Source organism: Anaerotaenia torta, assembly GCF_050433395.1.
GTDB classification, from domain to species: Bacteria; Bacillota; Clostridia; order Lachnospirales; family Lachnospiraceae; genus Mobilitalea; species Mobilitalea torta.
This window is the reverse complement of record NZ_JBNPXH010000010.1, coordinates 124,297-136,827: the sequence shown is the minus strand read 5'-3', so window position 1 is coordinate 136,827 and position 12,531 is coordinate 124,297. Positions and strand designations below refer to the sequence as shown.

The window sequence follows — 12,531 nt, the reverse complement described above, 5'->3', positions numbered from 1 at the left end:
AAAGCCTCCAAACTGATCCGTCCGATGCATCTGCATCAGAATCTTCTAAATTTCTAAGTAAACCAATTAATCTTAATATATTAGAAAGCAAATTGTCAAGGGATTTACATGGGGAAATCAGAGATTCCATACTTTGTTACTATCCCGTTCTCCTGTCGATACCTCTGAGGGGAAATTTCTATCTCTTTACGAAAGACATACGTAAAATAACTTGCACTTTGAAATCCGCATGAGACTGCGGAAGTGTTGTAACCGGTGATATTCCGGCGGATGTCGTTGCATATATTATTTTAAGTACAGAAAATTAGACGTATGGGCATAATATAGGGATGATCCAAACAGGGGACTGACGTTGTCAAACCTTTTCACTGGAAAATTCACGCACCAGATCAGAACGTTTGCGGATGGATTTGAACCATCGGTGCGTTGCCGCACACCACCTTAGCAGAGCGGCACCATAAACCTCTCGGACACGCAAACAGAGTGGATGGGGTAGGACTCGAACCTACGATGTTTCCTTGTGACAGATTTACAGTCTGCTGCCCTCGCCGCTAGGCATACCCATCCATAATAGCTCCGGCGGGATTCGAACCCGGCATTCCCGCCTTGAAAGGGCGATGTCCTCACCTTTAGACCACGGAGCCATATTGCAGACTCTGTCACAGAGTCCGCTGTTTGTTTTCCTTTCACGCGCTTATTCCCATTGCCTCGTCTGATATCACAAGAATATCATCAATCTTTACTCCGAAGACCGCTGCCAGAACCACCATATTGTCCATGGTTGGCAGTGCTGTTCCATGCTGCCACTTGTATAGCGCCTGCGGTGTGGAGAAGCCGAATACCTCCTGCAAATCCTTTACCGTCAAACCGGCACCCGCCCTCAGATTCATAATATTCTGTCCCGTCTTAACCATATCAATGGTTGGGATTGTAAACATTTCATTTTCCTCCTGCTCCGGCACCGGCCGGAACAGGTATGTTCTAGTCAGATGCCTTAAAATTATAGATTGGTTTCATTACATCGATTACGTCTACCGTTTCTCTAATCACATCGATAATATCCTCCAGGGACTTATACGCCATGGGCGCTTCATCAAGCGTAGCTTCATTGACAGAAGTGGTGTAAACCCCCTCCATCATCCTTTTATATTCGTCCATAGAAAGACTTTCCTTTGCTTTTCTCCGTGACATAAGACGGCCTGCTCCGTGGGGTGCGGAATAATTCCATTCCGCATTGCCTTTTCCTGCTGCCAGCACGCTCCCATCCCTCATATTAATTGGAATCAGCACCCTTTCATCTTTATGGGCTGCAATTGCACCCTTTCGTAATATCATTTCCTCTGTGTCAATATAATTATGAACGGTATGAAAAGCCTCTGAGCCTGTCATCTTGGTTCTTTCCAAAATAACTTCCGCCATCTTTTCACGGTTTCTTTTTGCAAAATGCTGAACAAGCTTAACATCATGCAGGTAGTCCTCAAAGTAGGTTCCATATAGAAAGCATAAGTCCTCCGGCATGGTTGTTTCCCGCTTGTTCCATGATATTCCCTCTAACGCTGCCTGGATTTCCTGCCGTTTTCCTGCCGCTTTGTAGGTCCTGATGATCTCATCCCTCTGTTGAAAATAGTCCTCTTTTCCCTTGTTTAAATCGATTGCAAGCTGCTGATATATTTCTGCCGCCTGTTTTCCCAGATTTCTGCTTCCGGAATGAATCACAAGATATTTTGTGCCGTCCTGCGCCTGATCTACCTCAATAAAGTGATTGCCGCCTCCAAGGGTACCCAGACTTCTCTCCAGCCGTTTCGTGTCACGAAGACTTCTGTAGCAGCGTAGGCTTGTTAAATCAAACCTCTCCTGTCTTCCCTCCCATACATTCATCCCGGAAGGGATGAAATGTGCTGCTTCATCCAGCTTTTCAAAATCAATCTCTCCCTTGCCGAGATTAACCGTATACATACCACAGCCGATATCAACACCTACGATATTAGGAACCGCCTTATCTACTACCGTCATCGTGGTGCCAATGGTACACCCCTTTCCGGCATGGACATCCGGCATAATGCGAATTTTACTGCCCTTTGTAAACTCATAGTCACACATTCTGCGAATCTGCTCGATTGCTTCCTCCTCTACTATTTTGGCATAGCAGACTGCCGTATTTACCTTTCCTTTAATCTCCAACATTGAATTCCTCCTTCCTTTTAATAATTACCCTGAGCATACCCCATATAAACTTGGACTCACGAGATCCCGATTAAAAACCGAGTGCTCCCCCAGCTGAGAACTGAGCTAACGGAGTATAAAAAAACCGCTCATCCTATAGAAGATAAGCGGTCTTTTTGTCCTCATGCGGCCATGATATCCCGCTCTGCGGCGGGATGCACACTTCACTGTGCTTCGGCACTGATATCTGCACATTTCAATCGACTTTTACTTATCTTATATGGACGCATCAATTTAAGACTCTGTATTTTATCCAGCGTCTCGTAACGTTCACTATTGAGGTAATAAGTAAAATTAATTGCCATGTTCATTGTCTTTTCCCTTCTGGACTTTTGCCCGGTTTACTTCCTTCTATCTCATACTTTACCACAGAAATCTCTGGCTGTCATTAAACTTGTGGTATAAATTTTGTATTGCTGCTCGCCTTGTTCCATATTCCCATGTATTATATTAACCTATATCATTGACACCTGCCGCAGTTCTTGTTACTATCGAAACTAACCATTGGTATGGATTATCGGGAGGTTAATTATGAAGGTTGGAATTATCAGATGTATGCAAACGGAGGACTACTGCCCTGGAACAACCGATTTCCGTATGATACGGGAAAAGAAAGGGGCCTTCGAGGGTGCCACGGAGGATATCGAATTAATTGGATTTGTCAACTGCGGCGGATGTCCCGCTAAAAAGGCGGTGCTTCGTGCCCGGGAATTGGTCAGGAGAGGTGCTGATACCATCGCCTTCGCCTCCTGCATTCAAAAGGGGACACCCATCGGCTACCCCTGTCCCTTCGCTAAAAAAATGAAGGACATTATCGCCAATGATTTGGGGGATCAGGTCCAATTTCTTGATTATACGCATTAGTTCCCTTAGAGCAATAAAGCAAATTTCAAAGGAGTCTGCCATGAAGTATGAACCAAAATCAGAAAAAGAAATCATGTGTCCAATCGAGTATGGACTTGATATATTCGGAGGCAAATGGAAATCAAGAATTATCTGCGTTTTATCCTCTGCGGAGGTGATGCGGTATAATGAGATTCGAAAGGAACTGGGCAATATCACCGATGCGGTGCTTGCGGCCATGCTGAAAGAACTGATTGCAGATGAGTTAATCAGCCGCAAGCAGTACAATGAAATCCCGCCGAAGGTGGAATACTCCCTGACTGAAAAGGGGATCTCGGTGTTACCTATCCTGCAAAGCATTTGCCATTGGTCACGTCAGCAGACAAGGGATGAATTGGAGAAAAAGCTGCCGCCCTGCAAAACCTGTACACAGCTTGAACTATGAGTTATTATTGATTGGCTTTTCTTTTTATTATTGACATACGTCAATAATAAAAGTAAACGAAGCGAGGTGAGGCGATGCCAAGACCCCGGAAACACCGGCGTGTATGCTCGCACCCGCGATGTACCAGTTTCAAGCCATGCGGTGGGAGCGAACAGGGAATCACAATGACCCTTGACGAATACGAGGTCATCCGCCTGATTGACCTGGAAGGGCTGACACAGGAACAATGCGCGGAACAAATGGAGGTTGCCCGTACTACGGTGCAAGCCATTTATACCAACGCCAGAAAAATACTGGCACAATGCATCGTGGAAGGGCGCCCTTTGCAAATTGGCGGCGGTGATGTGCTTTTTTGTGAGCATCACAACGCATCCTGCGGCCAAGGCTGCTGTAAGCGGAGAAATTCTAAAAATGAAGAAACGGAACCGGAAGCGAGTAAACATGGCAAAGATAGCTGCTCGGGATGCAGCAGGGAAAATCATACGGATGCAGGGAATTGAATGGTTTTGACCAAGCTGTTTGAGGAAATGGAGGCAAAGAAATGAGAATTGCAGTAGCATATGAAGGCGGAAAGGTGTTTCAGCATTTTGGGCACACGGAAGTGTTTAAACTCTATGACATAAAGGCCGGCAAGGTTCAGGGTACTGCTGTCGCGAACACAAACGGCAGCGGCCATGGCGCATTGGCTGGCTTTCTGAAAAATAGCAACGTAAACACGCTGATCTGCGGCGGGATTGGTGACGGTGCAAAACGTGCCCTGGCCGAAACAGGCATTGAACTGTACGGCGGAGTAAGCGGTGATGCGGATCAGGCTGTGGCCGATCTACTGTCCGGCAGCCTGAACTACAACCCCGATGTGGCTTGCAGTCATCATAGCGGACACCATTACTAGGTTGGAATCTAGGATGGAATGATTGCGACAGCCACGGTCAACCCCATGGCCGCGAATGAAAATGTATTTGATTCTGCTAATATTAAAATCGATACAACAACTTAAAATATACAAAACAAGAGCCGGGGAGATCATTGTTATTCTCCGGCTTCTCTATGCTTTTGAAAGCATCATGGAAAAGCTGCCTGTCAGCCTCAGGCCTGCTTAACCGTTGTGAGCTCCGGTAAATTCATGAATCAACGCTTTCATATGTTCCGTTAAATACTTGTTTTTATGGTGTACCAGTGAAAAGCTTCGTGTCAATGACATGTCTGATATATTGATTTCATGCAGTTCCCCTTGCTGTACGTAGGGGCTTGCAACACGCCGTGACAGCACAGATATCCCGAGGTTTTGCAACAATGCGGAAAGAATGGAATCAAAGCTGTGGGAGGTCCATTTCACATGGATTGCCGCCTTATGCTTTTCCAATTCTCTCTGAAAGAGCTCCCGCGTGCCGCTTCCGTCCTCCCGAACCAAAAACGGGCATTCCAGGATCTCTTGAAGCCGGACAGCTTGCCGGCCCGACAGCGGATGGCTTTTATGGCAGACCAGCACCAGCTGATCCTCCAGCAACGGCTGCAATAGAATATCCTTATGCTTTGTCTGCCCCTCCACAAAGGCAAAATCCAATTTGCCGGTTAATATATTCTCCTCGATCACCGCTGTGTTGTCCACCAGCACCGAGACGAACACATTGGGATTGCCCGCTTCAAAACGGCGCAGGACAGGCGGCAGAACGCTCTGACCAATTGTAATAGTAGCACCTACCGTAAAATGCGGGGACAGCGCAAGTCCGTTCATCTCCTTATCCATGGCACCGGTTAAGCTTAGAATCTGTCTGGTATACTCCAGAAGGCGCAGGCCTTCCGCAGTCATATACAGCTTCTTCCCAATCCGGTTAAACAGCAGAATCCGGTATTCGCTCTCAATCTCCTGAATTGCCTGGCTGATGGTGGGCTGGGCGATATGCAGCTCCTTTGCCGCCCTGCTCATATTCATGTGGCGCGCTACCGCCTGAAAGATCTCCATAGTTCGTATCGTCATTGTATCACCTCCTATAGTAATATTCCTATTGTTCTTATTCATATTATATATTTTACACTATATATATTCAAGCTTATAATAGAATAAAAAACACAAGAGGTTATTAAGTATGAAAACAGAAATTGTCGGCGAAACCGTCGTAGACGCATCAACCGCAGCCCACCTGCATACCCCTGCTTCTCCTCTCACCCCGGAGCAAATCAAAAGCGTGAAGGGGCAGGGCTTTCTCTATAACAAGGGCACCCGTAATTTTTCTGGTCGTGTCATTACCGAAAACGGTATTTTGACCGACTGGCAAATGGCGGCTGTCACAGAGGCGGCAAGACGCTTCGGCAATGGCAGCATCGCCCTGACCGTGCGTCTGACGCTGGAAATTCAGGGAATTTCCTTCGAAAAGATTCCGGAAATGGTTCATTTTATGAAAGCCCACGGGATGCAATGCGGCGGTACCGGCTCCAAGGTGCGCCCCATTGTCGCCTGCAAGGGAACCACCTGCAGCAATGGCTTATGCGATACCTCCACTCTGGGGGCAATCATTCATCGGCGCTTTTATGAAGGCTACCGGCAGGTTATCCTCCCCCATAAATTTAAGATCGCCGTGGGCGGATGCCCTAACAACTGCATCAAGCCGGATCTCAACGACGTTGGTATTGTCGCTGTCCGGTCCCCTGAATTGATTCTTGACAAATGCAGAGGATGCGCGAAGTGCGGCGTCGTAAACGCCTGTCCCATGGGGGCCGCCTCGGTGGAGGACGGAAAAATACGCATTAATACTTCGCTTTGCAACAGCTGCGGAAAATGTGCGGGGAAATGTTATTTTTCCGCCTTGGAAGGTCTTGAAATACAGTACCGGGTCTATGTCGGAGGAAGATGGGGCAAGAAAGTCCGTCAGGGCTCCCCTCTCTCCAGGCTCGTCCCTGAGACAGAGGCGTTGGACCTGATTGAAAAAACCATCCTCCTGTTTAAAAAAGAGGGCGTAACCGGTGAACGGTTCTCCGATACCATCGAACGTCTTGGTATGGATTATGTGGAAGCCGCACTGTACAGCAGAGAGCTTCTGGATCGGAAAAATGATATTTTAGAAGTTCAGAGTTGATCCTTACTATGAAATTTATTAGTTACTCATAAATTTCCTAATATCTTTACTCTTCTTAGTGTCTTTGTTATAGTTGAAACACCATAAAGGGAAAGAACAAAGTATTGATATGGAGGTATGAAATATGAGCGCAAAAGCTTATCTTGAAATCACAATGGTAATTCATGCAGAAAATCGCCCGGCAGCAGCCAAGGTGTACACCGATTACCGCGGTCCCTTCCTTTCTCAAATCAAGGGTGCCGTATCCAAGGAGTTACTGATCCGCGATGAGGATGTGCAGGTCCTGCACGGCTTTGACAGCGTGGAGAATGCAAAAGCGTATCTTGACAGCGAGATGTTCAAGAATGATGTCTTTGTCGGCTTAAAACCCCTGTGGGCTGCCGATCCTGATGTTAAGATCTACACCGTTGCTTAAGAAAAAGGCAGATAACAGGCAAGGGGTATCGCAAAATCACCAAAATAAAGTGATGGAGCGATACCCCTATTATTTTTACGCCTCCAGAACCCATACTCTCATCTGGTTCAGTCCCCGGTTCCCCCAGGCATAGTATGGAATTGCTTTTATTTTCACCGTTTCCCTGACCGGAGCCTCTTCCGTATAAAGCTCCTGGGTGTTGGTCTTTACCCTTATCCCCTCCAGTGTCAGAGGAATGATTCCGGACAGAAGATTTTCCTCATATTCTCCGGCCTCGATTACTGCCTCTCTGGGAATTCTCAGCTCCTGCAGTCTCTCTCCGTTATCCACGCCCTCCAGACAATATACGATGGGGCCGCGCATCAGCGCAACTGCTCCGGCATTGGCCCTTACCTCTGTGTTGGCATACATTCTGGTAACCGGCATATCGAAGCTTACCTGGATCTGGTCGCCCTTTTCCCAGTTTCTTTCGATATACACATAGCCATCCTTTCGCAGCTCATGATCATTCATTTCCTTGCCATTGACCGTAAATACCGTATTCTTCGCATAAGCCGGAACCCTTATGGCAAGAGTGAATTTCGATGCGCTCTTCGGGTCTACCGTATAGACCGCCTTGCCTTCCCAGGGAAGCTTTGCTTCCAGGGTGATATCCGCTGCCCCGGCTTCCAGCTTCGAGCCGATGAAGAGATGGGAATAGATGCAATCCTCTTTCTCATGCCAGATATACTTGCCCAGGGAGGTCAGCAGTCTGGCTACATTGGGAGGACAGCAGGCACAGGCATACCATCTGGGCCGTTCCGGCCTGACATGCCGGTAAATGGAGACCTTCCCCGACACCGAAGGATCCACCTCCAGCGGATTTACATAGAAGAATCTCTGGCCGTCCAGCTGCATACTGCTGATAATGCCATTGTAAAGCTCCTTTTCCATAATATCGGAGTATTTGGAAGAAGGGGAAATCTCCAGCATCTTATGGGCGAAGAAGACCATTGCCACCGAAGCGCAGGTTTCTGCATAGACCGTATCATTGGGCAGGTCATAATCAGCGGAAAATGCCTCCCCATGGCTGGTGGAGCCAACTCCTCCGGTAATATACATTCTCTTCCGGGTGATGTTCTCCCAGAGAGTCTCACATGCCTTAATCAGGCTCTCGTCCCCGGTCTTTGCCGCCAGCTCCGCCATGGCGGTATACATATAGACCGCCCTGACGGCATGTCCTTCCGCCGTCTTCTGCTCCCGCACCGGTGCAAAGCTTTGGTTATAGTAGGTATCGGCGGGGTCCATTCCAAAATGATTCCAGTCCCTTTTCTTCGCTTCTTCCTTAAAGTAATCCGGGTTTTGTCCCCGTTCATTGATAAAATATTCCGCTTCACGGAGATACTTCTCCTTACCCGTAACCCGGTAAAGGCATAACAGACCGATTTCAATCTCCTGGTGACCGGGAACTCCCTTTTCCTTGTCGGGGCCGATCCGGTCAATGATGTGATCCGCCATCCGTTCCATGACCTTCAGCAGCCTGTCCTTCCCGGTAGCCTCATAATAAGCGGCTGCCGCCTCCATCATATGCCCGGCACAATACAGCTCATGGCATTCCAAAAGATTCTGCCAGCGATGCTCCGGTTCCTTGATTGTGAAATAGGTATTGAGGTATCCGTCCTCCTGCTGTGCCGCTTCGATAATCCCAATGATTTCATCCGCTCTCTGCTCCAGCTCCTGATCCGGTTTTAAGACCAGGGAATACGCTGCTGCCTCCAGCCATTTAGCCAGGTCGCTGTCCTGGAATACCATTCCGTAGAATTCGCCCTGCTCCATGCCTGCCGCTATTTTAAAGTTCGCTATGGCATTGCTTTTCTCCGCGTCGGGAACCTGGTTGTTTAATATCTTCTCCTGGTACGGTATTACAACATCGGTAACCAGCTCCTGACGCTTCGACCAGAAGCCGTCTGAAATTTTCACCTGATTTACTTTACATTCCTTTGCTTTGTTCATGATTCCTCCGTTTGCTTTCCTTGTGTTTCATTATACTTTTATTTCCTTTTCAGCTTTTACCCTATTTTGTTTCCTTCTATATCATACCGATTCGGCGTGTTGTCCCAGGGCGCCGGCAGCTTGGTATCCGGGTAGATCCGGGCCATGAGTTCATAGCCTTCTCTGTCATACCTATATAATTCTTCTCTTGTATTGACCGGCCCTCTGGTGCCGTCCCATGCACCGTTCTTCCCCTCCTCCATGACATCGAACCATATGGCGGAGAGGGTTGCAAAATATTCCTCATGATTGCTGATGGCATAGGTGTTGGGCCATTTTCCCGCATTCTTTGCTGCCAAATGGGTCTGCTTCACCTGATTGCTCAGCTGCTTATCCTCCAGATAATCGATCCCGATCAGGTGGAGGCCATGGGCAAATTCATGAACTAAAATCATCTCATTTTTATAAGTGGTTGCCCGCTCCCCTCTGACAAAACGCATTACATTTACTTCGGATATGGAGGACACAGGGCCTTCCACGGTCCCTCCAAAGCCCTCCACATGGCGGTCCATCACATGGTAACCGCCCCTGTGTTCCGGTACGCTGTAAGCCGTTTCATGAATGCCGTAGATTGCCACCTCCGCTTTGTATTTGCGCAGAACCTCGGCAACCTCAGGCACCTTGGACAGCATGATATCGATAATCTCCATGGCCTTACCATGAACATGGACATCCACATCTTCACTGGATTTAATGACAATCCCGTCCTTTGTTGTTGTAAATACCTTATAAAAGGGATCGTAATCCACGGTATATTCTTTGGTATCATCCGCGCACTCTCCATTGACGGCGCAGATTTCCTTACTTACGGCAACTCTCATATCCTCCAGACGTGACAGATCCACATCCTTTTCAAAGGTCAGAGTAGTCCGCTTCTCATCGCACTGATATACTGTCCCTGCTCCCCAATCCTCGCCGGGCTCTTCCAGCTTCAGCCGTTCACCGCCTACGGTGACAGAATAATTATCATTGCATCTTCCATTTTGTATTTCCTGATTCCAATATAATTCCAGGCGCCTCAAGTCAATGAGTCTCGCTCTCTTAATCTCCGGTATCATCTCTTATCGTCTCCATTCTCATCATGGTGTCAGGCACCGTCCCCCGGTGCCTGACACCCTTTCTATGCATCATTCCATCACGTCATCTAACACCTTTACCGTTCGCTGCATGACATCCTTCGTCCATCGTGGTGTCTGACACCATTTCCAGACACCGTATATACGCCTGAAAACTCTCATGATGTACTTGGTAGAGCGGTTTGAATACAATGCCTCTCTCCGTATAGAGGAATTCCAGAGTGTTTTCCTTCTGAACCAATAGCTCCTCTAATCTCCGGTCTGCCTGCTTCAGGGTAATAAACTCCTTCTCCTCGGTAATCGCTGCCAGACAATAGGGGCCATAGAAAACTGCCGCAATCTCTTTGTCATCCGGGGCCGCTTCAAGGCGCAGGGCACAGGGGAAGGACACCTCAACAAAATCCCCCTCCCGGAAGCTCCCGTTAATGAGAAGATATCCGCCTTCTTCCTTCGGCTGGGATACGGTCTCCCCGTTGACACTGAGACTATAATCGCCATCGCTCCAATCCGGTATTCTGATCTTCAAGGTAAGCCCCGCGGCACCAGCTCCGCTCATCGTCAGCCGGATATCTCCCGGTCTTATTTCATCGGCTGACAGCGTTACCGTGAGGTTCTTTTCCTTCCATTCCAATACGGAAGGAAGGAATTGATTGATATACAGCTCATTCTCCCGGTGGAAATAGATGCTTTCCACATATTTAAAATGATTCTCCAGACCGGTTCCATGACAACAGGAGTTCTCCACATCAAAGCCCTTGGAATGTCCCGGTGCCAGGGGAAGGAAGTATATCGTTCCCCCGTTGGGTTCATGGTCGCAGGTGGAAAGAATGTGGTTGGTCATGGTTCTTTCATAATAATCCATGTATTTCTTCTCCGGCCGGAAAGCATACAGCTCCCTGGTCAGCTTCAGCATATTATAGGAGGCGCAGGATTCCGCGGTATTCTTTGTCAATTGTCCTGCAATCTTATTGGGGGCATGGAACATCTCGCCCTCTCCGGTGCCGCCGATTGCATAGCAATGCGCCCCTGTTACCGCCTCCCAGAAGAATTCAGCGATATCATAATAATATTTCTCTCCGGAGGCACCAAACATTTTTATAGCTCCCACAATCTGGGGAATGTGCTGGTTGGCATGCATTTCATCCAGAGCATCCGCTTTAATGCTCATGGGATAGAACAGCTTGTCGTTGTCAAACAGCCTCGCCGCCTCCATGTATTCCGTCTTGCCGGTGATCCGGTACAGCTCCGCCATGGTTTCATTCATTCCGCCGAACTCTCCGGCGATATACATGCTCCACATCCGGCTCCTCTGCTCATGGGTCAGCCTGGACAGCCGGGCATGTACCCAGTCTCCCACCTTGGTGACAATCTCAAGGGCTTTCCCGATTCCGGCCAGCTGATAGCAGTCCAGAAGTCCCGACATGATCTTATGCAGGGTATAATAGGGAGCCCATATCTTAGGATACCTGGTATACACCTCCAGCAGGTCAAACTGTTCCTCGGAATAAGCGCTTAAGAATCCAGGATGATACCCCTCCATCTTCTGGAAGGCTACCTGGCATTCCCCCAGCACCTCCACCATATAAACAGCCTTTTTCCGGATGGCTTCATCCCTTACCGCACGGTAGCACAATGCCAGAGCCGAGAGATAATGGCCGGTGGTATGTCCCCGCAGCAATCCGTCCGGTGAATCCCATCCGATCATCTCCGGTGCGCCCAGGGTGTCAAGCCCTGCCGCTCTTCTGAAATTATACAGCATCTGGTCATCGTCTACGGACAGCAGGAACTCATGGCTGCGGTCCTGGGCGGCTTTGAAAGGACTGTCGCCGTACAATCTGACCTCCCCGGCATCAAAGCCGTGAATTGCATGGGTGTTATTCCCCTGGGGCTTCGCCCGGCGGGCAGTTGCCTTCACCTTAGCGGTTACGGCTATCTTCGTGCCGTTGAGCACACCGCTTTCCTCATAGCTTCCTTCCTGTTCATATACCCTGCGTCCGCCATTCTCCCAGGTTACCGCATGGGTTATGGTACGTCCGTCGGCCGTATCAATGACAGTGACCTCCGGAAGATAGATTTCTACTCCGGTGCCGGTCTCCAGCTCCATGGGATACTGTCTGGTCACCTGTACCTTATTTTCCTGCTCTAATACCGTTACCGTATATACCCTGGTCTCCTCCGCCTCTCCATGGCGGAAGGTTGCACGCAGCTCAACCTCACGGTTGCCAATTCCAAAGGCGGGCCTTATTACCTTGCCTTCCTCCGTTATGATCTTGTCATTGCTGGTCTCCCAGGTGATCGCAGACCCTGAGGGTCCCTTCGCCGGAAGCTTCAAATCAAATTCTACCGTATTCAAATTGCCGAGATATAGCGCTTTTATGTCATTTTGTATGATTTCCAGATCCTGCTTGTTCATTGCAGCCTCCT

The 12,531-nt window shown here is 48.6% G+C and carries 13 protein-coding genes and 3 tRNA genes; 6 read left to right on the top strand and 10 right to left on the bottom strand.

Annotated features, from left to right (window positions below; genetic code table 11):
- Window positions 1–104 precede the first annotated feature (104 nt).
- From HNQ56_RS16555 to HNQ56_RS16530, 6 genes are all read right to left on the bottom strand, one after another.
- Complete coding sequence (locus HNQ56_RS16555; protein WP_429148721.1) at window positions 105–260, bottom strand: AraC family transcriptional regulator; 156 nt, start codon at window positions 258–260, stop codon at window positions 105–107.
- A 135-nt stretch (window positions 261–395) separates the two neighbouring features.
- Window positions 396–480: transfer RNA gene (locus HNQ56_RS16550), tRNA-Ser, on the bottom strand.
- 4 nt (window positions 481–484) lie between these two features.
- Window positions 485–567, bottom strand: a tRNA-Tyr gene (locus HNQ56_RS16545).
- 4 nt (window positions 568–571) lie between these two features.
- A tRNA-Glu gene (locus HNQ56_RS16540) sits at window positions 572–644 on the bottom strand.
- A gap of 42 nt (window positions 645–686) precedes the next feature.
- On the bottom strand, window positions 687–938 hold the full coding sequence (locus HNQ56_RS16535; protein WP_429148559.1) for a helix-turn-helix transcriptional regulator: 252 nt from the start codon (window positions 936–938) through the stop codon (window positions 687–689).
- 43 nt (window positions 939–981) lie between these two features.
- Window positions 982–2,184, bottom strand: a complete 1,203-nt coding sequence (locus HNQ56_RS16530; RefSeq protein ID WP_429148557.1) for an RtcB family protein — start codon at window positions 2,182–2,184, stop codon at window positions 982–984.
- Between the two features lie 570 nt (window positions 2,185–2,754).
- Here HNQ56_RS16530 and HNQ56_RS16525 point away from each other — a divergent pair.
- The 4 genes from HNQ56_RS16525 to HNQ56_RS16510 all read left to right on the top strand — a co-directional run bounded on the left by HNQ56_RS16525 (window position 2,755) and on the right by HNQ56_RS16510 (window position 4,403).
- The gene (locus HNQ56_RS16525; RefSeq protein ID WP_429148555.1) at window positions 2,755–3,087 is read left to right on the top strand and encodes a CGGC domain-containing protein; all 333 of its coding nucleotides are present in this window, start codon (window positions 2,755–2,757) and stop codon (window positions 3,085–3,087) included.
- A 40-nt stretch (window positions 3,088–3,127) separates the two neighbouring features.
- A complete protein-coding gene (locus tag HNQ56_RS16520; protein ID WP_429148553.1) occupies window positions 3,128–3,511 on the top strand; it encodes a winged helix-turn-helix transcriptional regulator in 384 nt (127 codons plus the stop codon).
- Between the two features lie 74 nt (window positions 3,512–3,585).
- A complete protein-coding gene (locus tag HNQ56_RS16515; RefSeq protein ID WP_429148551.1) occupies window positions 3,586–4,011 on the top strand; it encodes a DUF134 domain-containing protein in 426 nt (141 codons plus the stop codon).
- A 41-nt stretch (window positions 4,012–4,052) separates the two neighbouring features.
- Window positions 4,053–4,403 (top strand): NifB/NifX family molybdenum-iron cluster-binding protein, encoded by a 351-nt coding sequence (locus HNQ56_RS16510; RefSeq protein ID WP_429148549.1) that lies wholly within the window; start codon window positions 4,053–4,055, stop codon window positions 4,401–4,403.
- A gap of 204 nt (window positions 4,404–4,607) precedes the next feature.
- Here the strand turns inward: HNQ56_RS16510 and HNQ56_RS16505 are convergent, their stop codons facing one another.
- The gene (locus HNQ56_RS16505) at window positions 4,608–5,489 is read right to left on the bottom strand and encodes a LysR substrate-binding domain-containing protein (protein WP_429148548.1); all 882 of its coding nucleotides are present in this window, start codon (window positions 5,487–5,489) and stop codon (window positions 4,608–4,610) included.
- A gap of 109 nt (window positions 5,490–5,598) precedes the next feature.
- Between HNQ56_RS16505 and HNQ56_RS16500 the strand changes: the two genes are divergently transcribed.
- Window positions 5,599–6,585 carry a (4Fe-4S)-binding protein gene (locus HNQ56_RS16500; protein WP_429148546.1) on the top strand — a complete coding sequence of 329 codons (987 nt, stop codon included), beginning with the start codon at window positions 5,599–5,601 and terminating at the stop codon, window positions 6,583–6,585.
- A gap of 124 nt (window positions 6,586–6,709) precedes the next feature.
- Entirely contained in the window at window positions 6,710–7,000 is a 291-nt protein-coding gene (locus HNQ56_RS16495; protein ID WP_429148544.1) for a hypothetical protein, read from the top strand.
- A 75-nt stretch (window positions 7,001–7,075) separates the two neighbouring features.
- Here HNQ56_RS16495 and HNQ56_RS16490 read toward each other — a convergent pair whose 3' ends face one another.
- The 3 genes from HNQ56_RS16490 to HNQ56_RS16480 all read right to left on the bottom strand — a co-directional run bounded on the left by HNQ56_RS16490 (window position 7,076) and on the right by HNQ56_RS16480 (window position 12,520).
- Window positions 7,076–8,992 carry a glycoside hydrolase family 127 protein gene (locus HNQ56_RS16490; protein WP_429148542.1) on the bottom strand — a complete coding sequence of 639 codons (1,917 nt, stop codon included), beginning with the start codon at window positions 8,990–8,992 and terminating at the stop codon, window positions 7,076–7,078.
- Between the two features lie 56 nt (window positions 8,993–9,048).
- Window positions 9,049–10,089: a hypothetical protein gene (locus HNQ56_RS16485; RefSeq protein WP_429148540.1), complete on the bottom strand. Its 1,041-nt coding sequence runs from the start codon at window positions 10,087–10,089 to the stop codon at window positions 9,049–9,051.
- 82 nt (window positions 10,090–10,171) lie between these two features.
- Entirely contained in the window at window positions 10,172–12,520 is a 2,349-nt protein-coding gene (locus HNQ56_RS16480) for a beta-L-arabinofuranosidase domain-containing protein (protein WP_429148538.1), read from the bottom strand.
- Window positions 12,521–12,531 lie beyond the last annotated feature (11 nt).